We start from the raw sequence: 24355 nt of genomic DNA, 5'->3' as shown, positions 1-24355 counted from the left end.
CCGGTCAGGTTTGACGGGCGGCCGCCTGCGAAGCGGCCGCTGCCGGCGCCGCCTTCGACCGCGGCGCCTTTTCGACGGGCTTGACGGTGGTATCCGGCGCGAACTGCGCGGCGTCGTCGACGATCACGCGCTCGCCGCCCGCGAGGCCGCGCGTGATGCGCCAGTCGTGGCCGCTCATCTGGTCGGCCGTGACCTCGACATCCTTGACCTTGCCGTTCGCGCCCACCACGCGCACCGACGTACGGTCGGCGGTACGCAGCAGCGCGTCGCGCGGCACGAGGATCGCCCGCTGGTCGACCGCCGTGTCGAGCGCGATCCGCACATATGCGCCGGGCAGCAGCTCGCGCTCCGGATTCGGGAACAGCGCGCGCATCGCGACGGTGTCGGTGGTCGGATCGACCGCGAGATCGCTGAACAGCAGCTTGCCCTTCAGCGGATACGCGGTGCCGTCCGCGCGCAGCAGCGTCACCGCGATGTCGTGCTGCGCAATGCCCGTCGCGCGCCCGCTCTTCACCGCGCGACGCAGTGCGTCCACGTCAGCGGCCGGCTGCGAGAAGTTCACGTAGATCGGATCGAGCTGCTCGACGGTCGTTAGCGGCGTCGCCTGGTCCTGGCCGACGAGCGCGCCCTCGGTCACGAGCGCGCGCCGTGCGCGGCCCGCGATCGGCGCGGTGACGGTCGCGTAGTCGAGCTGCAGTTGCGCCCGCGCGAGTTCCGCCTTCGCCGAGGCGACCTCGGCCTTCGCCTGCGTGTCGGCCGCGACGGCCTCGGTGTGGTCGCGCTCGCTCACCGCGCGATCGCGCACGAGATCGTCGTAACGGCGGCGCTTGTCGGTCGCCGCGAGCGCGGCGGCCTGCGCCTTCGCGAGCGCGCCCTGCGCGGCGTCGCGGGCGGCCTTCAGCGGCGCGGGATCGATACGGAACAGCACCGCGCCCTGCTTCACTTCCTGGCCTTCCTCGTAGGTGCGCGCGGTGACGATGCCCGCGACCCGCGCGCGGACTTCCGCCTGCCGGTATGCGTCCAGCCGGCCCGGCAGTTCGACGGTCATCGGCACCGCCGTCGGGCGCACCGTCACGACGGTGGCCTGCTTCGCGGCCTCCGGCGCGGCGTCCTCGTCGCCCTTTCCGCATCCGCCCACCGCCAGCAGGGCCGCGAGCGCGAACGGCGCCAGCCGCGTGCGGCGCCACAGGGTGCGTTTGTTATTCATGTTCTGACCTCGGAACGTTCGCCGCCGATACAATGCGGCGGCTCAGGGTGGCCGATTATAATCAGTCATGTCTGATTAAATACAGGCTCCTTCAATCTGACCGACACACTGTCTCAATAAAACGACAGCGAGCTGTAAGGAATTTCACGACATGGCCCGCAAGACCCGGGAAGAATCGCTCGCCATCAAGCACCGGATCCTCGACGCCGCCTCGCTCGTGCTGCTCGAGCGAGGCGTCGCGCAAACCGCGATGGCGGACCTGGCCGAGGCCGCCGGGATGTCGCGGGGCGCCGTCTACGGCCATTACCGCAACAAGATGGAAGTCTGTCTGGCGATGTGCGACCGCGCGTTCGCGCGCACGTCGGAAGGTTTCGACGCCGGCGACGGCCTGCCGCCGTTCGCGACGCTGCGGCGCGCCGCGTCGCACTACCTGCAGGAATGCGGCGAGCCGGGCCCCATGCAGCGCGTGCTCGTGATCCTCTATACGAAGTGCGAGCAGAGCGAGGAAAACGGCGCGCTGCAGCGGCGCCGCATGCTGCTCGAGCTGCAGATGCTGCGGATCACGAAGGCGCTGCTGCGTCGCGCGATCGCGGCCGGCGAAATCGCCGCCGATCTCGACGTGCATCTGGCTGCCGTCTATCTGGTGTCGCTGCTCGAAGGCGTGTTCGCGTCGATGATCTGGACCAACCGGCTGCGCGGCAACCTGTGGAACGACGCCGAGGCGATGCTCGACGCCGGTTTCGACGCCGTCCGCACGTCGGCCGCGCTGCGCCGGCGCGCGCAAAAATTGCCGGACTAATCAAAATCGTCGTAACAAATGCTGATTTAACCCGACTTACCGCACTGCGAAACGAATGAGCTGACCCTCTTTAAAATTTTTAACGTTTCGCGGAACATCGGTAGACTGACGCTGTCATCTTTCTTTAGCGTCTTCGTGATAACCGGGTTCGACCCGGCATGCACGCCGCCGTTCGAAGCGGGGCCCGCCCCGCGAGTTGGGTCGAACGGGAACGATACAGGCCCCTGGCGGGGCCTGTTTTGTTGCACGCCCGTCGCCCGCCATGTCGCCCCCCTGACGCATGGACCGCCGACGGCTCCTGCCCACACCTCTTTGAACCGCTTTCCTGGATGTGGACACCTTTGGTCAAGCCTGCCGCAACCCCTGATGCTTTCGCGCCCGGCCGCGCGCAGCGCCTCGTGCGCGCGCTCGTGCCGGCCGCCGTGCTCGGCGCCCTCGCCGCCTTCGGGCTCGCCGCCGCGCTGCCTGCCGTATCGCAACTGCCCGGCGCCGTCGACTCGGGCACGGCCGCGCTGCCGCAGCGCGTGCTGTCCGATACGCCGTTTCCCACCGCGCAGCATTTCGTGACGAGCGAGCTTGCACGCACGCTCGGCGAGCGCAACGAATACCTCGAGCGCAACGATCGCAGCCCGCAGCCGGGCCTGTTCGCGCCGCTCAGCGCGCATCGCAACGACATGCTCGGCTACGCGAGCCTGTTCCAGTTCGCGTCGCCCGATCATCGGCAAGGGATGCGCGCGGGCGACATCGAGCTCACGCTGTCCGATACGCTGAATCGTCTCGACGTGCCGCCCGAAGTGCGCATCCAGCTCGGCGATCTCGTCACCGGCAAGGTCGCGATGCGCGCGAGTGCGCAGCGCGGCGACTATTACCGCCTCGCGTTCGACACGCACGACGGCACGCCGCGCCTGACCGCACTCGAGCTGCGCGTCGCCGGCCGCACGTTCGGCGCGATCTGGTTCCACGCGCCGGGCGCCGAACACGGTGCGTACTACACGCTCGACGGCTCGCCGCTCGAAGCCGCGGCGTTCACGATGCCGGTCAAGTGGACGCGCATCAGCTCGTTCTTCGGCGAGCGCATCCATCCGCTGTCGCAGGCGATGGCGTTCCATACGGGCGTCGATCTCGCCGCGCCGAGCGGCACGCCGGTCGATGCGGCGGCCGACGGCGTCGTGTCGTTCGTCGGCACTGATCCGGGCGGCTATGGCCGCTACGTGATCGTTGATCATGCGGATGGCTATTCGACCTACTACGCGCACCTGTCCGCGTACGCGCGCGGGCTGAAGGTCGGCGAAACGGTGAAGCAGGGCCAGCGCATCGGGTCGGTCGGGATGACGGGCGCGGCCACCGGCCCGCACCTGCATTTCGAGGTGCGCGTCGCGAACGATCCGGTCGATCCGCTCGTCACGCTCGCGAACGCGCAGACGGGGCTATCCGACATGCAGCTCACCGCGTTCCGCCAGGAAGCCGCGCAATGGCGCTTCCGGCTTGCGTCGATCAAGACGACGCCGTTCGCGTTCGCGCAGAACGACGGGCCGCTGTGGGGCGATTTCGCGACCGGGTCGTCGACGCTGCGTGCGGTTTTCGATACGCACTACTCGGCGGAGCGAAGCTGATTCTGAGGTACACGATGCTGGTGGTCGCGGAAGAGCGTACGGTCAAGTGCTCCGCCGCTCTTCTCTACACCGCCGGCTGGTCACGGGCTTGAGCCAATGTTTTGGCGCGGGGTAAAAGCAGACTTGCGCCTGATACCGAAGGCGGCTTGCACTACATCCCCTCGTGGTCATAGCGCCGGCGCAATACCGGATCCCGAGTGATTCGCAACCGAAAACAGTTCGGGCACCACGCACCGCGATTGACCACCGTGTTCGGCATCGAGTCCCAAACATGTCCGTGTGCGCATTGCCACGTCAATTTGACTCGATTGCCGTGATATTCGGTACTCAAGCATCGACCACCGCGCTCCGCGGCAATTGCCTGCATGTCCTCTATCGTTCGGCGCTTCGCGAGATTGGCGCAATGCCGACACCATGCCCCGCCGAGCACCAAATGCCCCCACGTCGTCCATTCATGTCCACGTGCGCATCGGAATCGGTACTTCGAATTTGTCAGGTGATACTCCGTCGAGAGAAGCTGTCCACCGCGTAGCGCCGCTGCGGCCTGCAATCGCTGGAGCCCGTTCGGATCGCGTTGCTGTTCTCCATGCCTGATTCGAGCACACTGCGGGCACCATCCGCCGTCGACGATTCTGTGAGCTACGGCTGTCCATCGATGGCCCTCGGCACACTCCCATTCATAAAGTGCGGCGATACCGATATATGCGTCCGTCAGGCAACGACCGCCGCGCTCCATCGCCGCCTCATGAAGACGTTCCAAGCCATCGGAATGTAGGAGACACGCAGCCAACTCGATTTTTGCGCATCGCGGACACCCATGGCCGTCTAGAATCTTGCGAGCCTCGGTCGTCCATTCGTGTCCAGAACGACAGGTGAAATGTTGCCGCGCCGTTTGACCGAGATAGGTTCCTTCATGGCAAACAAGACCGCGTTCACTCAATAGTTCCTGAAAGCGGTGCTGCACGCGCACTTGTTCGCACTGGAGGCAGGTTATCGTGCCTCGCATCGCGACAGTGCCTATGCGCGTGAAGTCATGGCCCGATTCGCAGCGGAATTCATAGTAGGACTTCAGCCCTCGCCATTCGAGCGTTAGAAGCGTATGCCCCCGTTCGGCGGCAATCTCGACCAGACGGGCATATGCAACGTCGGGCTTGCGACGTGTACGTGTCGGAGAAGTACCTTGGCTCATTGTCTTCAGAACTGAGCAGTCACCTGAAAACCGAGCGTCACTCGCGCGGTCGGAAAACCCGACGGCTTGTAGACAGGCGTACCCGCGAAGAGATCGTAGCCGTATCCACCGAACCGAGTCACGACACTGCCCTTGACACCAACCACTGCACCCGCGAGCTGCGTGCCGACCAAGGCAACGGGCTCCGGTCCCCAGACGCGACCGTAGTCGAGACCGGCATAGGCCGATAGCTCGGTCTGCGAGATGGGAACCTGCAATTCGTTGCGCCAGTAGAACCCGCGTGATGCCGCCAGCAGCGTTTCACCGTCGAATCCCCGCACGGTATAACGACTGCCGATCGTGACGCTATCGAGGTATGAAACCGTGTTGCCGGTGTACTGACCATGAAAGGTCGTCACGTATTTGAACGGCTGCGCCCCAATCGCAAACGGTGTCGACAGATTCGCATCGAGCACGATCATCTTGAATCGGTACGTCTGCCCTCCCTCTGCCGCGAACATGCTATCGGTCGAGCCGAGCCAGCCCAAGCCCTGACGATAGGCAAGCGAGCCGTCGAACTGCGACGAGCCGAAATAGTGCCGGTCAGTCAACCCGAGTTCGAGAAAGGTCGCGTTCTGATGTGACGACGGTATCGTCGTGCCTTCGATATAGCTGTCGCCGAAACGGCGCGTCAGGCGAACCTGTGCGCCGAACACATCGTTCCGGCTGCGCGTCAGCACACGATTGAGCCTGAAATCGACCGTCTTCATGTTGCCGCTCGCAACGAACGTCTGATTCACGGCCGCAAGTGGTTGAAAGTACGTGTTGGTGTAGGCGGAGAGCGTGCCGGTCCAGTAACCCCAGGGGATCGAGTAGAACGCGTTCCAGCCGTGCGAGCCGAAGCGCTTGTCGCCGAATTCCAGATCCTGGTTGAAGCCGACGTTGAAGATGTCGTTCAGGCCCAGCGGGTTGTCGATGCCAAGCGAGACGTTGCCTTGCAGCCTACCGGTCGCGCGCGTGCCGGAATTGTCGATGGAGGCGACGACGGTCCACGGCTTACCGCGCTTCACGTCGAGTACGACATCGCTTTCGCCAGGCGTATCGCCCGGTGCGATCCGCATCGACACATCCTGGCTTGAGACGCGCTTCATCTGCTCAAGCCCTTGTTCGATGTCGCGCAGGTTCAACACGTCGCCGTCGCGCGTCGGGAATGCGGTCTTCCACGTTCCGCGTAGCTTCTCGTCCTCGAAACGCACGTGGCGGATCACGCCCGGAATCAGCGCAAGCTTCAATGTGCCGGTGGACAAATCCTGCTCGGGCACGAGTACGCGGGTCGTGATGTAACCGCGTGCGAGGATGGCCTGCGACAGCCCCTTGACGATCAGGTCGACGCCTTGCTTGCCGACGCATTGGCCGGCGTAGTGCGCAAGCCAGTCGCGCGCAAAGGCAAAGCGATCCATCGGCAATGCGGATGCGCCTTGCGCCTTTGACGTGGCCGGTAACGAGTCGGGCACGTCGAGCGTGAAGCGGTCGATTCGGAAGCACGGCGTCTCGGCGAGCAATACCGGATAGTCTTCCGGACGCGGCACGTCCGAGCGCACGCCCGGCGCTTGCACGGTGGCCTCACGCTGCTGGGTGTCGCGACGTTGCCGCACTTGCTGATTCTGCTCGGCGTTCGCGCGGGCGGCGGCGGCTTGGTCGTTCGGAGTGGGCACCTGTTGTGCTTGCGCAGCAAGCGTGATCAGAGTAGTGATTGGCAAAACAGCCAGCCGTCTGGTCGTTTTCATTTAATTATTTTTTTGATTGACAGGAATAGACAGCAACCATCCCCCGTTATCGATATGGCACTGTCCATAAATTCGCATCAGCGCCCCAACTATAGTCTCGATTTAAATCAATTCCCCGCATTTCCGAGCCGGGTGTCTTGCCGCAACTTCTCAATCAATTGATCCCACACATTCTCGTATAGCGGAAATGAATCCTCAGCCTGAGAAGCGGTTCTAGCCCGCGTCACAGCCGTCAGAAAAATTGACAGCCCGTTAGAATTCAACGATTCCGTTGAGATAAAGCTCATCCCTCCTTCTTCCATAGGAAGATAAACCTCATCCTTAACCCAAATGTCAGACGAGCCAAACTGATCACCGATTCTGCTAACCAAATAATCGAACTGACTCGTACTCACCGGAACGCGAACGTCTTTAGAAATAACTATTGATCCTGCCACTTTCGCCTCATTTGATCAGGATGATCTTAGTCCGCCTCAATTTAAAATTTACCTACATGCCGATTGTGACATACGGACCATTCAGTGATGGTGGTGGGTATACCGATCTCGTTATTCCGAAATTCCCAAATTTGATGGGAGATCAGTTACGAAGCTCGACCGCGAACCGTATTGCGGCGCCAGTTCGCGAATATTTTTCGACAAAGATGCTCTTTCACAATCCGACATCTCTTGCAACCCGCCACTTATTTTTTCCAGTAACTCCATGGATGCATCCGGATCAATGACGCTCTCACCAGAATATTCCAAAAATATCGAAACATCAATAATTACTCTTGCAAAGTACTTATTTTCCATTTGACGAGACAACCTTCCCTGTGATGCCGGCCATTCCAAGGATATGAAACATTTCTTTTATCCCGCGCAGATTATTGTTTATTTCGCATGCCGCATCGCTCATGTAAATCCATTTTGAGCGAGCACCTGTGACTAACGACTGGCTTAATCGTAAGCCCTATCCGCCATAACGGCAGGATTTTTCGCTCAATTATCACCTTGCCATCGACGCAATCGGATTTTACGAGGCAGCCAATCCATCAAGTCGGGCTCCTTCCAACGCAGGTGCAAACCCGGCCTAGATTCCTGGATCGAATCTCGCATCAGCGGCTGAATCATTGTAATCACGCGCCGTTAATCTCATCGTATCGTTCTCGTTTACCCAGCTACCTTTCCGTTCCCGATGTCATTTTTGGACTTACAATCATCCCACCAAAAAATTTCAATGATACGTTCCGCCAGACGTCCAGCCATCCAAAATTCTTTGCAAGAATTTATTCTCCGAGGAAGAAATTACCCGATCGTGAAATCTTACCTCGATCTTGCCCGCAACATATTTAACAATTGTGCCAGATGGCAAGGCCAAGAATGGGACAACCCTCGGAGAATTCACCGCCACCTCAAACAAGGAGGAGAATTTTCCATCGCCGCCATTATTGTCTCGCTCAACAAAAAACCAACCTGAATCGCCTTTCTGCGGTAAATCCCGGTTTATAAAAAATTCTCGACATGATCCAAATCCTGGAGAAACAATCCCCCTCTCCAGTAAGGATGGAAAATTCGGATCAACATCCACCTGAGCGCACACCTCTCTTTGCAAATGCAAATCCTTGAAAGTTTTGTCTATCGAAAACATCCAATTTATTGGCATACGACGAAAATCTGGCTCCCACATCTCCAAATCGCCATGTCCGTCTTCTTTCAACATCAAGATCATCCAGCCAAACTGGATACTCTGACCAGCATTGAACCTCACCCCTCGTCGAATCTCGCCCTCAAAATACTCAAACAGGTCACTTATCATGAACTCAAAATCGCCATCCAGCGATACCACAAAATTGGGATGACCATACCTTTTGTCAAAATTCGATCTAAAAATCATGGCAATCACCTTGGATGATTTAGCAATGGACGCGATCGCTAACCCTTCTTTTAATCGCGTTGCGGACGATTCCTTTATTTCATAATTCAACCAAGAGAGTCATTATTTCAACCAAAATGGCTCCCCTTCCAGTGCGTCGTATTCAGAAAGAGGTCTATTCTGATATCGAGTAAATCCAGACAAATCTGAAATTACAACACGAACAGGCTGGTAGATGTTAAATGCCTCGAAGAATGACTCTGCAGACTCGCAGGCATCGACGAATTTTTCAAAAAACCTTCCAAATACGTCAGTCAGTGTCGATCGGCCTGGATTCAGCCAGCTCTTTTCCGGATTTGCAAGCATTGCAGCATCCCACTCAACAGATGTTGCAGCTGGCTTTTCTGCAAAAATTTCGCGGGCTTTCGCCATCAACGCGCGAGCGCTATCCAACTCCTCCCTCCGAAGGTACCGGCGATATAGGCGATCCGTTAACAAGCTCCAATCTTGTTCCGAATGATCTTGTGCCGCATACAGTTCGAGACACTTGAAGAACAATCTAACATCAGGGGCCGGCCCAAGCTCACAAATTGTATGTCCACCGTGAAAGCCTATCGTTCTCATTTTGTCTTAAATTGAATATTAATCGGGCTAATTATGCCATTCGACTTTTGAACAATACCTTGAACAATCGCCGTCCGTTGTGCGGGGGATACCGTTTGCCCGCGTATATCAATCACAACTTGTTGTTGCATTCCCTCTGGCAAATTGGCTGCTCGCTGAATTGCCTGATTTGCAACATTGTTAATCAAACCACTTGAGTTGTTCTCGATGTTGTAATTTTTTACCTCGTAACTGATTGTTCTATCTACTGTCGATATGTCTGTATTGTAAAGCTGGACGTTCGACGCCATCGCCCCGCCTGCACTACCGCCAACCAGTACGCCACCAACCGTTGCCGCGACGTTTGCGGCGATGTTGCCGAGCAGCGACGAGCCGGTCGTATCGCCGACCAATTTACTGATCTTCTCAGCCTGGTTCGCCAGCAGTAACGGCATGCCGGCTCCCGCTGCGCCCCCAATCGCCGTGAGCGCGCTGCCGCCGCCGAGCCCGCCGATCAGCGCACCGCCCACGCCCTGCAATTCTGCAAATATCAGACGAATCAAACTGATCACCGATTTTTCTAACAGAATAATCGAATCGGTTTGTACTTACCGGAGCACGAACGTTCTTAGAAGTAACTATCGATCCCGCCATTTCGACCTCACCCGATCAGAATTGCAACCGACGAAATCCAAATTCACAAATCAAATCTAACAATAACATTGCGAACCTCTTACTCTCTTTCGGGGAACTCATCCCCAAAGGCTAGCAACGTCACCCTCAATGCATTTCGAAACGTCTGGGCGTCAAAGATACGTTCAGATGGCTCAATTCCGCTCACATCAGGATCAGCCCACACCTTGTACGTGCCGGGGTGACCTGTGCACGGGATATGGTCTATTTCCCATCCTGGATCGCCACCCGATCCCCCATTAGGCTGCAATATTGCAGCCAACCAATGATCCAAGGGCACTGACTGTGCGACCACCCATGTAAGAACCCAATAAAGCAACTGTTCGAGTCCCTCAACTTCATGCGCATGACCGCACTTCATTTCGCCCCTCGTATTGGATATGCGGTAGGAAGCGACGGAGGCGAACCTGCCTCTCAGTAAGCTCTGTGCTGCCGAACGATCGCTGAATGAAGCATTCGAATTTAAATTCATCCACTTTTGCAACGCCAACGGAGTAAAAAGCAACGGCGCTGACGTTGGTCAGGATGCTCATCGTCCAACTTACCGGTCCGTTATCTGGCGGGCAGTCACAACAAAGACATCGTGCTCTAGACTCTCTGAATGAACGAACTCAGCCGCGGCTAGATTGTTTTGTTCCGCAACACCAACGTCAACGGGCGGATCGACTCCATCCCAAATGCAATCGAGCCTCGCTTCGAATCCAGGGAAATGCCAAATACCTCCCTCGATCCGAGCTACAACCAAACCGTGCTGACCCGCCCGTTCACAAACCGCAATTGCTGCATCGGCAGATAGCTTCATCACAACGCTTCCGCCCAGTGAGAAAAAGTCATCCGACGAATCGTAGCGTCGTTGGAGATCAATATTCATCGCGACTCACTTCCATTTAATTCGACTGTCGGGAATCCAACCAGGATCGTTTTTACCGCTCACTTGGACAACTTCGCCGGTCCGGTCGTTGACCACAACGTAACCACTCTTAGAACCGTACACGGATGCGGAATCTTTTCTCGGCAACCCGTCTGGGGTCTTCCCCGCAGATCGATTATCCATCGTCGTTCCGACAGGTCCCTCATTGACGACTGCGTGCACTTCTTGCTGCGTCCATCCACGAGCCTCAAGTTGGCCGCCGATCTTGCCGTCGATAACAACCTTGCCCACGTTTGTGGCCGATGATGTACCCGCCGCCGCAACTCCACCATTGGCCGTTGGGAGTTGAGCATTCGCTCCTGAACTCCCCGCTGTCGCTGTTCCCGGCGAGGGCGACGCGCTTGCGCCATTGCCATACGGTTGGGTTCTTGCCGCATTGCCGGCCGCGCTCAAATCACCACTTGCGGTTTTCAGTGCGCCGTTTCCGACCGTGGCGACATCCGCCGACGTTGTTGCCGCATCGGTTCCGACTGCAGCTTTGCCGCCCAGACCCAGCGTCGCCAAGACCGGTGTCCAGAACTCCGTGTCAGGTCCGACCGACGTTCCAGACTTGTACGGCTTCTTCAGCCCTTCCAGCGAGACATAGCCTGCATCGCCAGGTGTGGCAAGCGGCCCGCCGTTCGGAAGGTTGACGATCGCGCCCGCGACGTTGACCATCCCGTTCCACATACCGGCCTTGGCGTCGGACGTCATGACGATAGCCTGGGCTACCTTCTTTGACAACGACGCAAATACGTCGTTTGACGTTTGCTTGTTCCGATCGTTATCTGCATTGTAAAGCTGCACATTCGACGCCATTGCGCCGCCGGCCGTGCCGCCCACTAACGTTCCGCCCACCGTCGCCGCCACGTTCGCAGCAATATTGCCGACCAGCGACGAGCCGGTCCTATCACCGACCGATTTACTGATCTTCTCAGCCTGGTTCGCCAGCAGTGACGACATGCCCCCGCCGGCTGCGCCACCGATTGCCATGAGCGCACTGCCGCCGCCGAGCCCGCCAATCAGCGCACCGCCGCCCATCTGCAATTCCGCGCGGGACGCACCGCCTTCCATCCAGCCCTTGGCTTCGTTCAGCGCCGCTTGCGCGCCAGCGAGGTCGCCGCTGTCATACGCCGATTGAGCTGCTTTCAGCGCCGCGTCACGTTTGTTGTCCGCATACAAGCCAATCCCCTGCGACACCGTCTGGCCGGCCGCCTGCGCCGCGTTCATCGTATCGGCCTGCTGCGACAGCGTTTTCTGAACGTCGGGCGTCTTCGAAACCGTCCCGTTCAGATTCGTCGTGTCGCGGTTCAGGTTCGCGACATCCTGCGTCTGCTCACCCGGCTTCGTGATGTTGATCGTGCCAGCGCTCACCGCGCTCTTCGTCGTCGCGCTCTGGTCGCCGCTGTCGTTCTGGAACACCATCGGCGTGACGCCGCCCGAGCCCGATACCGACGACGGGCCGACTGCCTTGTTGCTCGACCCGACCGACGCGCCCGCGCTGAAGCCCGCGCTGTTCGCGCTGTAGTGCGAGTGGTTCTCGATGTCGCTCGTCGTGAGCGTGCCAGTCGTCAGGTTGTTCTTCGACGCGTCGGCCGTGCTGGCGATATACGCGCCCTTCAGGTCGGTATTGCCCTTCACGGCCACGTCGAACCCGCCAGCACCGGCCTGGATGCCCGCCTGCTCGTTCACGCCCGCATAGTTGCCGTCTGCATGGCCATTCTGCGCACTGAAACTCGCTCCGCCGCCGGTCTGGCTGATCGTGAAACCGCCGCCCGCGCTCGATTGATGTGCGGCGCTCACGGTCGTGTCCTGAACGCTCGCCACATTCAGATTGCCGCCCACGTCAGCCACAACCTTGTTCGCGTTCACGTTCGCGCCGATCACGTTCGTGTCGCCGCCGCTCACGATGGTTGCGGTCTGGCTCGCGTTGACATGCGTGTTGTTCTGGATCGCCGCGTCCGAATTGCCGTCGCCATGCGCACGCTGCATCGACGCGGACACGCCGATGCCGTTCGTGCCGATCGATACGCCGACGCTCGACCCCGACGACGAGTTCGAACTCCGTGTCTTGTCCGTATCGGTCGTGTTGACGAGATTGACCTGGTTGTTCGCGACCAACGCTACGTTGGCGGCGTTCACGTTCGAGCCCGCGATCGTGATGTTGCCGTCCTTCGGCGTACCGTTGCCCGTCGCGATCAGCTTCGCATTGCCGCCCGCGTTAATGCTGGAGCCGCGCTGAATCGTCTGGTCTTCGGACGACTGCATCGAGCTATGGCTCGAACCGACGCTGACCTGCACGCCGATGCTCGGGGCCTGTGGCCCCTTTGCGCCGTTCAACAGCGCTGCGCCGCCCATGCCGCCGAATGCCACGTCTCCGGCCGCCGCGATGCTATGCAATGCCGATGCGCGGCCGTTGCTGTCCTTCGCCGATTCGCGCGCGGCCTGCGTCTCGCTGATCGCGTTGTTGATCGCATCGCCTACCGAGCCCGACAGGCCGATCGTCAACCCGCTCTTGCTCGTCTGCTGCTGTTGCGCCTGATGCGTGGTGTCGGTGGCCGAATCGACGACGATGTTCGCCGCCTTCCCGGTCACGTCCTTGCCTGCAACCAGATCGCTGCCTTGCACATGCAGCGTATTGCCCGCGTTGACGGACAGATTGCCGTCGACCGAGCCGACCGTACTGGCGTTGTTCGTCACGCTCGACGATTGATTCTGCTGCGCAAGCTTGCTGTTGCCGACCGAGAACGACAGGCCGCCGCCCGACATCAGGCCCGAGTGCTGCTCCTGATAGGTGGTTGATGATTGGCTGGTGTCCTGCGACGTCGTGATGTTCACGTCGTGCGCCGCGTTCAGCGTCACGTCGTGTGTACCGACGACCGTACTACCCTGAACGTTGATGTCCTTGCCGCTACCAATTGACACACCGTCCGCCGAAATCAGGCTGCCGTTCGCGACAGTGCTGGTCGCGTCCTGGCTGCTGGCGATTTTCGTGCCGCTCACGACGCCGCTACGGCTATGCGTCTCGTGCGAGTTGTACACATGCGTTTCGGTCGCGGCCCCGACATTCACATCGCCGGCCGCCAGCAAGTTCGCATCGCCCTTGTTCAGGTCGATCGTGCTGCCGATGACATTGATGTCCTTGCCCGACACCACGTTGAGCGTATCGCCGCCCTTGACGGTCGTGCCCGTCAGCGCCTGGTCCGCCCCATGCCGGGTTTCCGCATAGCTGCGATTGCCTTGGTCGCCCGAACTGTTGGCGTTGATGGTCGACGTGGTGCTCGCCGCGCCAAAGGTCACGTTGCCCTTGGCCGCGACCGTGCCGCCCTGACCGAAGTTGAGTTGCGCACCCTGCGCCGTCAGGTCGCCGCCCACACCGATGGCCGACTTGCCACCGACGTTCACGGTGCTGCCGGTCGCGCTGTTGAGGTCCGTATCCGACACGCCGTTCGCGCGCTGCACGACCTTGTGCTCGCCGGTCTGCTGCGCGCCGAGGTTCCAGTTCCCGCCAATATTGGCGTTCAGGTTCCCGCCGACATTCAGGTTCCCGGCGTTCTGCTGGAAGTCGCCGCCGGTCTTGATCGCCGCGTCGCCGGCCACGTTCAGGTTCGCGGCCGGCCCGAGCGTCGTCTTGTCGCTCGTCGCGCCGTCGCGACTGACCTGGTGCGTCGTCTGCGTCGCGGTATCCAGAATCAGCTTGTTGCCTGCGTTCAGTTCGAGGCTGCCGGCCTTCACGTTGGCCGACGTGAGATCCACGTTGCCTGTCGTATCGAGCGACATCAGCCCGCCGCTTTGCAGCGCACCGAATGCGTTGTCGATCTGCTTGCCCTGAAGCGCGAGCGTCGCATCCGCCTTCACGGCGCCGCTGTTCGTGAAGACCTGTGTGTTCTTCAAATCGATATTGCCGGCCGTGATCAGCGGCCCGTTCGCATTTTGCTGATCGGCCTTCGCCAGATACACGACCGGCACGAGCACTTGTTGACCGCCGACCGTCTCGGTCTGCATGATGATCACGTTGCTCGTGAGCGCGGCCACCTGCTGCGCCGACAGGCTCATGCCGAGCGGCAAGTTCAGCGACTTCGACAATTCAGCGCCCGCGGCCATCAGCGACTGATACATGCCCTGAAGGTCCGTATACGGCCCCAATACCGCCTTGCCCGTCAGTTGCGTGACCTGGTTGCGCACGAGCTGCTGCTCGTAGAACCCGTCTCCGAGCCGCTTTTCGGTCGTCAGCGGATTCACGCCGATCTGCTGAAGGTAATAGTCGCTCGACAGGAAATTGTTCATCCGCGTGAACGCGGGGTTCGTCTCGATCAGGTACGTCGGATTCGGAGCCGGATTGGGCCGGTACAGGCCGCCCTGCGGAATCGTCAGGTTGTTCAACACGCTCACGGCGGTCGCGCTTGCGATCACCGGATCGACCCAGGTGGGCGTACCACCCTTGATCGCGGCGGCTCCGGACTGCGTGCCGCTCGCGTTACCGCTCACCGTGCCGATCGTCAGTCCCGGCACGGCCTGACCGGGCAGCAGGCCGAGCGACGGAATGGTCGCATTGGCCGCCGTGTTGTTCACGCTCACGCCATTGCCCGAGATCGCGCCGTTCGCGCCCCACGTCGAGCGATAGTCGGGCAAGCTGTATTGCCGCACGTCGGCCGGCGCCGCCTGCGTGTATCCACCCGGGCCGCCGACGAACGGCTTGTCGCCGAACGGCAAGGTCCAGTTGTGTTCGGTGTTGTCGTAGTTGTTGTAGTGGTAGTACCCGGAATACGTGACCGTCACGCCCGGCGCTTGCTGGCCCGTTGCGCCCCAGCCGTCCATGTCGAGACTCACGGGCTGCTCGATGTCGCCGGCCGCCGTCACGCTGCTCCAGTAGTTCTGGAACGTCTTGACCGTCGACGCGTCGAGATCGCCGCCCGACGCGATCTGCGCGCCCGGGCTCAGCTTCGTCACGGTGTTGGCGGTCGCCTTGCCCTCGTAGGTCGTGTACTGATACCCGCTGTTCCACTGGCCGCCGTCCGGCGGAACGGTGAACACACCACCCGGCTGCAATTTGAGCGCGGCGATGATCGGCGCGGGATCGTAGCTGGGATCGTTCGGGTCGTGAAAGATGTTGACCCAGTGAACGTCCTGACCGCTACAGGCTGCCATGAAGTAAGCAGCGCACCCTGACATGCTGATGCCGAGCTGTTGCAGCAACGCGGGATCGACCTGACTCGTGTTGCCCGAGGTCTGCATCACGCGCCGCGTGTTCGTGACCTTGTCGGCGTGCAGTTCCATCGAGCTCCCTGACTGGATCGCTGCCGACGAATTGTTGATCAACGCCGCGTTCGTGTAGTTGCCGTTCGCATCCTTGCCGCCCGCCAAAGCCACTTTGCCGAGCCCGAAGATCGTCGTGGTCGGCATCGAATCGCCCAGCGTCGTGTCGTCGCGGTTCTCGATGTCGTGTGCGAGGATTTCCAGCAGGCCCGACGTGTCCGATGCGCCGATCAACGCGACAGGGCCGAGGTTCTACACGGTACCGCTGGCCTGGATGGCGACGCTGCCGCCCACCATCGCGCCATAGTTCGTCAGGTCGCCCGAATGCGTCCTGAGCAAGCTACCGGCCGTGATCGCGCCCGTGTTGACGATGTTGCCGGCGTTGAGCGTCAGATTGTTGACCGATTGCAGGTTCGCGTTGTTCGTGAACGTGCCCGGCAACGTGAAGGTCAGGTCGTGACCGATGTTGAACTGCGTTTGCGGTGTGGTCGTGAAATCGCCTTGCAGGTTGATCGTCGCGTCGTGCGCCGCGCTGTATGTGCCACCGCCGAACAACGTCGAAGCCGCCACCGTCAGGTCGTGCGTCGAGCCGATCGAACCACCGGTGTTCGAGATCGCGCCTGTCGTGTTTACGTTCACGTCACCCGCTGCATTCGCGACATTGCCGATCTGGCCTCCGGTGTTGTCCAGCGTATCGCCTTGCACCAGCAGGTTCGCGCCCATCAACTGGCCGCCCTGCGTGTTCGAGATCGAGGCCGCGCCGATCGTCACGTCACCCTGGCCGGTCATCTGCCCCATGCCGGCGACGCCGCCCGCGTGGCTGTTCACGATCTGGCTGCCGCCCCGCACGTTCATCGCGCCGCTACCGAAGTCGTGCACCGCGCCGTCGGTGTTGTCGATCGACGCGGCCTGAATCGACAGCGTGCTGGCGTCACCCGCTTGGCCCGCCGCGATGTGCCCTTGCCGGTTCGACAACGCGCCGCCGCTGATCATCGACAGGTACGCGTTCGAGCGCATCAGGCCCTGAGCGTTGTTCACTGCTCCAGCAATCATCGCAGACAGACCCAGCTTCGCAGCGATGACGCCGCTACCATTGTCCAGACTGCCGGCCTTCAAGATGGCTTGTCCGTTGGTGCCGATCGTGCCGCCACTGTTGTTCAAGGCCCCGGCGCCGTTACCCGGCGTGAGCATCAGCGTGCCGGCGCCGCCGTGCACGAGGGTGCCTTTCGAGTTGTCCAGTGCGGCTGGTGCGAGCGTCAGATCCGTGCTGTTGGTCTGGATGACCCCGCCATTCGAATTGTCGAGCGTGCCGGAAATGGCGAGCGTGGTCGGCCCGTTCTGCCATTGCGAGATGCGGCCGCCCTCGTTTTTCAGGTTCGCGGCTGTCAATGCAAGCCGATTGGCTTCGATGTCGCCGTTCTGACTGTTGTCAATCAGGCCGGCGACGGTTGCCGCCAGCACGGGCGACGCGATTTTGCCGCCGAGGTTCGACAGCGAGGCGCTATGAATCGTCGTGACCGCCGTCTTCGAACCGAGCTCGCCGCCGTCGTTGATCAGTGCACCGCCGGCGTTTACGTCGACGTTGGCGTTCGACGTGAGCTTGCCGCTCGTATTCGTGATCGAGTCGGCCACATTGACGCTCAAGCCCGTTTGGCCGGACGCTGAACCGGCCGAGTTGTCGATCGTCTTGCCCTGCAGGACCGTGCGGCCGTTGCTGGCGATGGCCCCCGCTTGGTTGTTGACCGTGCCTGAAGCGTTGCCGACCGTCAGCGTACCCGTGCCGACGTGCGTGATCGTGCCGCCGTTGTCGTTGATCAGCGTAGCGGGCGTGAGCGACAGATCCGTGCTGCGCGTCTGAATCAGACCGTTGTTCGAATTGTCCAGCGTGTCGGTAATCGCGACCGTCATCGGGCCAGTGCCGGTCTGCGTGACCGTACCGCCGTGGTTCAGCAGCGTCGAACCGTTCAGCGAGACTGTCTCCGCATTGATCGTGCCTTGGGAGTTGTCCAGCGTCGTGCCGTTCAACACGGCGCTTTGGCCCTCAACCCGGCCGTTCGCATTCGCAAAATGAGTGCCGGCTTCGACTGTCGCAGTCTGCCCGGCGTGCAGGATACCGTTGCCGTTGTCGACGCTCTGGCCGATCACGTGCAGGTTCGCATCGGCCGACACCGAGCCGCTGTTCGTGACCGTGTTCCCCTGTACGGTCACGTCGCCCTTGCCGCCGATGACGCCGCCCGGATCGCCGCTCACGTTCGCGCCGGCCGCGTTCGTGAGTGCGCCGGTTGCCGTCACCGACAGGCCGTCCGCGTTCAGGGAAATCAGCCGACCGGCGCTATTGTCGATCGATGCGCCCGCAATCGTTTGCTTGCCCGCGCTCTGAATCAGCCCGGCATTGTTCTGGATCGCACTCCCGCGAACGTCGGCCGTGCTTTGCGAACTCAGCATCCCGTTTTGGTTCGACACGGTGCCGGCCATCTGCAGGGACAGCGGGCCTTGCGAATAGGCGCGGCCGCCCTGATTCGACAGGTTGCCGCCGCCGAGCGTCATGCCCGCGCCGCTGGACAGATTGCCACGGTCATTGATGACCGTGCCGCTCGCCTGCGCGTTCACAGCGCCCTTGGCGCTGGCGGTCGAGCCGGTCAAATTCACGTCGCCCGCCGTCGCGGTCAGCGTGAGGTTGCCGTTGGCAGCCGTCGCACTGTTCGACAGATCGACACCGCTACCGGCGAAGGTCGCGTTCCCGGCCGCGCTGTTAGTCCCCGTCGCGGTCAACTGACCGCTGCTCGTGACACTCAGATCGCCGCTCGAACCGACCGTGCTGTCGGCGTTGATGCCTGCGCCGAGGGTGCCCGTAGAGTTGAGGCTGCCGACGTTGGCGGTCAAATTGTGCTGGGCGGTCAACGCGCCACTGTTAGTCAGGTCCGCGCCCGTGTTGATGGTGACCGACTGTTTGCCATACGTAACGCCACTGTTCTGGATACCACCCGCGGCCGACAGCGACATATTGCCGGCCGCATTGGTCTGCCCCGACAGCACGAGACGACCGTTCGCGAGCAGCGTCAGATCCCCCGCTTGCGCAGCGATGTCGCCCGCATTGGCAACACCGACGCCCCTCTCTGAAGACACCAAAAACACCCTATTGGCGTACATTCCACCGAGCTGGCTGACATCGATCGCGATGCTGGGCGCTGCGCCGTTGCCGGCGATCGGCGTGGCGTTCAGGGTGGTGTAGTCGACCTGATTCGATCCGGCGACGACATTCAGCGTCTTCGCGTAGGCCTTCGCGTTGATCTGCACGGCGCGCGCCAACAAATCCACCTGATCGACATTGGCGGTATCGAGACCCGCGCCGGCCACGGTAATCAGACCCTGGTTCACGTTGAAGCCCGTGAGCGAACCGTCCGGCCCGAAGTTCGGATTGCCTGTTGTCAGCGTGGCTCGGCTCGTATTCAGGAAGCCGCCTCCATCCACGACCAGGCCGGCCTGATTCGCGATCACGAGCTGCGCGGCTGCGCCTCCAATCTCGACCTTGCCGCGAATAAAGCTCGGGTTGTTGCTGTTGACCTGGTTGACGATCAGACGCGCGGCGTCGCCGGCGCGGTAATTAGGATTGCCGCCGATAATGCCGCCCAATTGAGTCTGAACGTTGATCGGGGAGTTGTTGAGAATAATCCCGGGCTTGGGTACGTCGAACTGGTTGTACGTGTTCATCGACACGCCCGACGAGCCGGGACGGTTGATGTTCACCTGTTGAAGTCCGTTCTGTGTCTGGATTACCGACGGCGCATGCGTACCGCCCGCAACAACCTGGGCATTGGCCCATATCGGCACCACGCCGACAGCAACCAGTGCAGCGAGTGCCACCTGACGAAGCGCGGATCTCGCGAATGTGTGCGGCGAACGAATGGCGAAACCGATTTCGCCTCGCCCTGCGTTACTCGATGCATTTGCGGTTTCTTCCACCGCAACCAACATACCCCGCACGCGGCTGAATACCAGCCGATAATGGTTTTTATTCATGATCCTGGTCTACTCGCGATTCGTCCGATCCGCTCTCACGGCCTTCGAACATCGCACGGAATCTGATCGAACAGCGTCAACAAGTGTCAAGCGTTGCCGAGAAGCGACGAGCCGGTGATCTCTTCACAGTCGTATTAGCGGCGAACGCGCCGATCGGCGGTCCCAACCGTGCAGACTGAACAGTGAATTCGGTTAGTCGCAAATATTGACGGTATTGGCTACGGCAATTCGCGCGAATATTACCTCACCCATCATCTCAAAAATCCCTGACAGAATTGCGAGGGGGAATCGGCGCACGACCTGAAATTAGCCTTCTTTCAACCACATATCAGCTTCCTCGGCGCGGCCAGATACGGCACCTCCGGCGATGCATTTCCGCATCGGCGCACTTACCACAGGAGTTTCCGCGATCGTGCCCCCATCTTTGTGTCGATCGGGCTGGGCCTCGCGTTCGTCGCAATGTTCACGGTGAGTTTCTATTTGCTCGCCACCAAGGACCGGCCGACACACCGACACGCGCCTGTCGTTCGCTCACCGGTTTCTGGCACTGCCGTCCGGTGTTTCCTCGACTACCGCATTCGTGGAACGGGAGCAGGATCACTTGAATCGGCATGCGACCGGTAATCGGCTCCCTTGCAACCGCGTATCGGGATTACATCATCGGAGGAATTTGATCCGTTCGACCGCCGTGCCCTCGACACGCCGCGCCCGCGGCCGCCACGACAGCAACCACCGCGCCGCGCCGTCGAGCGACGTGCACAGCACCAGATAGATGACCGCGACGAACAGGAAGATCGGCGCCGGATACACCATCAGCCGGTTGTTCACCTGCGTTGCAACGAACGACAGTTCCGGCACGCCGACGATATACGCGAGCGACGTGTCCTTCACGAGCGCGACCCACTGGTTGACGAACGACGGCGTCATGATCCGGATCGCTTGCGGCAACAGCACGTAGCGCACCGTCTGCCAGCGCGTGAGCCCGAGCGACAGCCCGGCCTGCCATTGCCCGTCGCCGGCCGCGACGATCCCCGCATGCACAGCATGCGCGAGATACGCGCCACCGATCAGCGCCAGCGCGCACACGACCGTCGCGAGCCCCGGCACATCCATATGCAGCAGCACCGGCATCAGGAAATACGTCCAGAAGATCAGCATCAGCACCGGAATCGCGCGAAAGAAGCCGATGAACGCGAGCAGCAGCACGCGCGCCGGGCCGCGTACAAGCGCCATCGCGACGCCGAGCACCACGCCGAGCGCGGCCGACGCGATCGCGGACGCGAGCGCCAGCACCAGCGACAGCGCGGCGCCGCCGAGCGGGCCGTCCGGAAACGCGCCGACCAGCAGGTACGGCAGATTCGAGAGCAGCAGCGAAAGATCCATCGTCAGCGCCCCGCTCCGAGCCGGTCGCGCCATTGCGTGGCCGCATACGCGCCGGCCTCGATCGCGGCCACCGCCGCGACGTACAGCAGCGTCGCGACGCCGAATACGGCGAACGTCTTGAACGTCTCGGTCTCGACCTGCCGCGACGCATACGACAACTCGGCGACGCCGATCGCCATCGCGAGCGACGAGTTCTTCACGAGATTCATGTATTGGCCGAACAACGGCGGCAACGCGATGCGCACGGCCTGCGGCAGCACCACGTAGCGCAGCGACTGCATCGGCGTGAGGCCGAGCGCGGCCGCCGCATCGTGTTGCGCACGCCGCACGCCGCGCAGGCCGGCTTCGCATTCCTCGGCGACGAAGGCAGCCGTATAGGCGCTCAACCCGACCCACCCGGCCACGAATTCGAACGACGGCCACGCGAGCGTGAACGGGCCCACGCTCGCGGCATGGCGCGCATTGAGCCACGCCGTCCACGTATCGGGCAGCAACGACGCGACACCGAAATACCAGAACAGCAACTGCACGAGCAACGGCGTGTTGCGAAATGCAATCACGTACGCGGCGGCGGCCGCACGCGGCGCCCTGCCGCGTGCATGCCGCATCACGGCGAGCTGCAGCCCGCCGACGGTCGCGGCGACGGCCGACGCGGCCGCGAGGCCGAGCGTCAGCAGGAAGCCCTGCCAGAGCCAGGACAGATATTTGGGAGCCAACCCGAGCATGCTGGGAAGCGCGCACGAAGTGCGCGATCGGAGGTATACGAACAACGCCGCGCGGCCGATCTTCCGGCCGGTCGCGGCGCGCGTGCGGAAGCGGTCAGGTCTTGTCGCCGATCCGGAAAATGCGCGTGAGCGGCGTCTTCGTCGTCGGCCCGAACCATGCGTCGTAGATCTGCGTGGCGCGGCCGCTCGCCTCGAGCCCCTTCAGCGTGTCGTTGACGAAGCCGAGCAGGCGCGTCTCGCCCTTCGGCACGCCGACGCCCATGTAGTCGTTCGAGATCGTGAACGCCGGGATCTCGTAGTTCTGCTTGTCGGGCACGTTCGCGAGCAGGCCGATCAGCTTCGGGCCGTCCTGCGTGATGGCCTGCACGTTGCCCGCGCGCAGCGCGGCAAATGCGAACGGCGTGTCGTCGTATGCGACGATCGTCGCCTTCGGGAATTTCTCGCGCAGCGTGATCTCGTTGGTCGTGCCCTTGTCCGCGCCGACGCGCAAGCCGTTCAGCTGGTCGGCCGATTTCAGCACGCCCTTCTTCGCGAGAAACTGCTGGCCCGACGAGAAATACGGGATGCTGAAGTCGACTTGCTTCGCGCGCTCGTCGGTGATCGTGAAATTCGCGAGCACGAGGTCGACCTTGCCGGAGGTCAGGAACGGAATGCGGTTCGCGGGGTTGGTCGGCTGCAGTTGCAGCTTCACGCCGAGCTTGTCGGCAAGCGCCTTCGCGTAATCGACGTCGAGACCGACGATGTGGTTGCTTTTCGCGTCGACATAACCGAACGGCGGGTTGCTGTCGAACGTCGCGACGCGCAGCACACCGGCCTTCCTGATGTCGTCGAGACGGTCCGCATGCGCGACGGTGCCTGCGGTAATGAGCGCGACCCCGACGAGCCACGTAGCGAGCGTGTTGATTTTCATGAGCACGGCCTGATTTGTTATGAGGCCGCCGCGGATCGCGCGGCGGCACGGTTCGAAAAACATCGCGGCGAAGTGTGTCGTCGCGAAGCCGCTAACGTATCAGCGCGCGCGGCGAATTCGAACCAACAAATGGTGCTTTGCTCTGCGGGTTTCGTGATGAGGCCGGCGGGTCGGCACCGGCTTGACCGCCGATCGATGCATCGCGTTCACGGAAACGTCAACGAGAATTCCGCGCCGCCACCGGCATAGCCGGGGCCCAGCTCCGCATCCGTACCGGTGCGGATGTACTGCGCGCTCAACGGCATGACGGCCATGTCGCCCGTGCGACGCATCGGATACTGGACGGCCGCGCCGGGCTCGCCGTATGCAATCCGCTCGCCGGTCAGCGCATTCGTCATCACGATGTTGAACCCGCGCGCGACCTTCTGGCCGGCCGGTGCGCTCAACTGCAGCAGCGTCTTGTCCGGATTCGGCTGCGTGGCCTTGTCGCGGAAACTGATCAATGGCTTCGCCGCCGCCGCGCACTGGCTGAGCGAAATATCGAAACTGACCGGCTTCGACATCGCGTTCACGGTTGGAAAATTGTTGATCGAAAAATTGCCGAGCGTGACCGGCACGATCATGTTCGACTGGATTTCGCAGCGGTTCGGCACCTGGATCTCGCACTGGCTGCCGATGCAGACGTTGCCGACGCCGACGAAGGTCTTCACCTGCTTGCACAGGTTGGGCGGCGTCGTTTGCTCGGGTACCACCACCGTGCTGCCGATCGAAGCGACACCTTTTGGAAAGTCGATCGCATAAATCGCGACGGTCGGGCTGCCCAGCAGGTTCTTGACGACCAGCTTGCCCTCCGGCAATTGCGACACCGGTTTGTCGAGCACCAGAAATTGCCGGAAGCGCACCATTCGCGCGTCGTTGCCGCCTCCCACCGGTCGATCAAGTTCGGACTTTGCGGTTACCATCGGCAGCGCGCTCTGCAGCAGCGTCCGCTCGCCGCTGTCGTCGGACACGCCGGCCCATTTGAAGCCGATCCCGCTCACATTCGTCTGCGCAACACCGTTCGCGACCACGCTGCCGGGCATCCAGTGTGCGGCGCTCACCAGTTCGTGCGCCGTCGGCGCGACGCCGTACGCGAACGAGACTATCAGCGAAACCGTGCGTTGATACAGGATCGCGCCGACCGGCGTCGTGCTCGTCAACGGCGTGATCATTCGCCAGGATGACGCGTCGGCGTTGCTGAACGTGCACCCCAGCGCCGTCGCGCCACTGCTGCTCTGCGCCATCGCGTTCGTGCCGAATGCAAGGATGCATCCCGCCGTCGCCAGGCGACGCATCGCCCGGCCGACTCGCCAAAGCCAGCGCCGTCGAATCGTCTTCATGCTGCCCTCCCGTTGAATCGGCGACGGGCGCCGGCCATGCTCGCCCGC

At 61.5% G+C, this 24355-nt stretch carries 15 protein-coding genes and 1 pseudogene; 3 read left to right on the top strand and 13 right to left on the bottom strand.

Annotated elements, in window-relative coordinates:
* Positions 1 to 4: 4 nt before the first annotated feature.
* Positions 5 to 1207: a MexX/AxyX family multidrug efflux RND transporter periplasmic adaptor subunit gene (locus LGN10_RS11005; RefSeq protein ID WP_226223288.1), complete on the bottom strand. Its 1203-nt coding sequence runs from the start codon at positions 1205 to 1207 to the stop codon at positions 5 to 7.
* Positions 1208 to 1358: 151 nt separating this feature from the next.
* Between LGN10_RS11005 and LGN10_RS11000 the strand changes: the two genes are divergently transcribed.
* Entirely contained in the window at positions 1359 to 2006 is a 648-nt protein-coding gene (locus LGN10_RS11000; RefSeq protein WP_226223286.1) for a TetR family transcriptional regulator, read from the top strand.
* Between the two features lie 329 nt (positions 2007 to 2335).
* Positions 2336 to 3619 (top strand): M23 family metallopeptidase, encoded by a 1284-nt coding sequence (locus LGN10_RS10995; protein ID WP_226223284.1) that lies wholly within the window; start codon positions 2336 to 2338, stop codon positions 3617 to 3619.
* 1194 nt (positions 3620 to 4813) lie between these two features.
* Here the strand turns inward: LGN10_RS10995 and LGN10_RS10990 are convergent.
* The 12 genes and pseudogenes from LGN10_RS10990 to LGN10_RS10940 all read right to left on the bottom strand — a co-directional run bounded on the left by LGN10_RS10990 (position 4814) and on the right by LGN10_RS10940 (position 24127).
* Entirely contained in the window at positions 4814 to 6574 is a 1761-nt protein-coding gene (locus tag LGN10_RS10990; RefSeq protein WP_226223282.1) for a ShlB/FhaC/HecB family hemolysin secretion/activation protein, read from the bottom strand.
* Between the two features lie 107 nt (positions 6575 to 6681).
* On the bottom strand, positions 6682 to 7011 hold the full coding sequence (locus LGN10_RS33655) for a hypothetical protein (RefSeq protein ID WP_319001224.1): 330 nt from the start codon (positions 7009 to 7011) through the stop codon (positions 6682 to 6684).
* Positions 7012 to 7122: 111 nt separating this feature from the next.
* Positions 7123 to 7368, bottom strand: coding sequence for a hypothetical protein (locus LGN10_RS10985; RefSeq protein WP_089464730.1), 246 nt, complete (start codon positions 7366 to 7368; stop codon positions 7123 to 7125).
* A 421-nt stretch (positions 7369 to 7789) separates the two neighbouring features.
* Complete coding sequence (locus tag LGN10_RS10980; RefSeq protein ID WP_226223276.1) at positions 7790 to 8539, bottom strand: hypothetical protein; 750 nt, start codon at positions 8537 to 8539, stop codon at positions 7790 to 7792.
* Positions 8540 to 8551: 12 nt separating this feature from the next.
* Complete coding sequence (locus LGN10_RS10975; RefSeq protein WP_226223274.1) at positions 8552 to 8860, bottom strand: hypothetical protein; 309 nt, start codon at positions 8858 to 8860, stop codon at positions 8552 to 8554.
* A 188-nt stretch (positions 8861 to 9048) separates the two neighbouring features.
* On the bottom strand, positions 9049 to 9603 hold the full coding sequence (locus LGN10_RS10970; protein ID WP_226223272.1) for a hypothetical protein: 555 nt from the start codon (positions 9601 to 9603) through the stop codon (positions 9049 to 9051).
* 662 nt (positions 9604 to 10265) lie between these two features.
* The gene (gene cdiI, locus LGN10_RS10965) at positions 10266 to 10595 is read right to left on the bottom strand and encodes a toxin-immunity protein system imunity protein CdiI (protein WP_226223270.1); all 330 of its coding nucleotides are present in this window, start codon (positions 10593 to 10595) and stop codon (positions 10266 to 10268) included.
* Between the two features lie 6 nt (positions 10596 to 10601).
* Positions 10602 to 19910 (bottom strand): annotated as a pseudogene (locus LGN10_RS10960) (hemagglutinin repeat-containing protein).
* A 657-nt stretch (positions 19911 to 20567) separates the two neighbouring features.
* Positions 20568 to 21293, bottom strand: a complete 726-nt coding sequence (locus tag LGN10_RS10955) for an amino acid ABC transporter permease (protein WP_226223268.1) — start codon at positions 21291 to 21293, stop codon at positions 20568 to 20570.
* 2 nt (positions 21294 to 21295) lie between these two features.
* A complete protein-coding gene (locus tag LGN10_RS10950) occupies positions 21296 to 22018 on the bottom strand; it encodes an amino acid ABC transporter permease (RefSeq protein WP_226223266.1) in 723 nt (240 codons plus the stop codon).
* A 94-nt stretch (positions 22019 to 22112) separates the two neighbouring features.
* Complete coding sequence (locus LGN10_RS10945; RefSeq protein WP_059584343.1) at positions 22113 to 22928, bottom strand: ABC transporter substrate-binding protein; 816 nt, start codon at positions 22926 to 22928, stop codon at positions 22113 to 22115.
* Positions 22929 to 23134: 206 nt separating this feature from the next.
* On the bottom strand, positions 23135 to 24127 hold the full coding sequence (locus tag LGN10_RS10940; RefSeq protein WP_226223264.1) for a fimbrial protein: 993 nt from the start codon (positions 24125 to 24127) through the stop codon (positions 23135 to 23137).
* On the opposite strand from LGN10_RS10940, the gene LGN10_RS10935 reads away from it, so the two are divergent.
* Positions 24117 to 24323, top strand: coding sequence for a hypothetical protein (locus LGN10_RS10935; protein ID WP_226223262.1), 207 nt, complete (start codon positions 24117 to 24119; stop codon positions 24321 to 24323). The genes LGN10_RS10940 and LGN10_RS10935 overlap by 11 nt on opposite strands.
* Positions 24324 to 24355: the final 32 nt, after the last annotated feature.

The sequence above is a fragment of the Burkholderia sp. AU32262 genome (assembly GCF_020419985.1).
GTDB lineage: Bacteria > Pseudomonadota > Gammaproteobacteria > Burkholderiales > Burkholderiaceae > Burkholderia > Burkholderia semiarida.
The sequence above is the reverse complement of the archived record's forward strand: the minus strand, read 5'-3'. Positions and strand labels throughout refer to the sequence as shown.

Coding starts and splice junctions, on each gene's coding strand:
- LGN10_RS11000 (WP_226223286.1), top strand. CDS start 1,359: ATGGCCCGCAAGACCCGGGAAGAATCGCTCGCCATCAAGCACCGGATC.
- LGN10_RS10975 (WP_226223274.1), bottom strand. CDS start 8,860: ATGGCGAAAGCCCGCGAAATTTTTGCAGAAAAGCCAGCTGCAACATCT.
- LGN10_RS10995 (WP_226223284.1), top strand. CDS start 2,336: ATGTGGACACCTTTGGTCAAGCCTGCCGCAACCCCTGATGCTTTCGCG.
- LGN10_RS10990 (WP_226223282.1), bottom strand. CDS start 6,574: ATGAAAACGACCAGACGGCTGGCTGTTTTGCCAATCACTACTCTGATC.
- LGN10_RS10955 (WP_226223268.1), bottom strand. CDS start 21,293: ATGGATCTTTCGCTGCTGCTCTCGAATCTGCCGTACCTGCTGGTCGGC.
- LGN10_RS10945 (WP_059584343.1), bottom strand. CDS start 22,928: ATGAAAATCAACACGCTCGCTACGTGGCTCGTCGGGGTCGCGCTCATT.
- LGN10_RS10985 (WP_089464730.1), bottom strand. CDS start 7,368: ATGGAAAATAAGTACTTTGCAAGAGTAATTATTGATGTTTCGATATTT.
- LGN10_RS11005 (WP_226223288.1), bottom strand. CDS start 1,207: ATGAATAACAAACGCACCCTGTGGCGCCGCACGCGGCTGGCGCCGTTC.
- cdiI (WP_226223270.1), bottom strand. CDS start 10,595: ATGAATATTGATCTCCAACGACGCTACGATTCGTCGGATGACTTTTTC.
- LGN10_RS10950 (WP_226223266.1), bottom strand. CDS start 22,018: ATGCTCGGGTTGGCTCCCAAATATCTGTCCTGGCTCTGGCAGGGCTTC.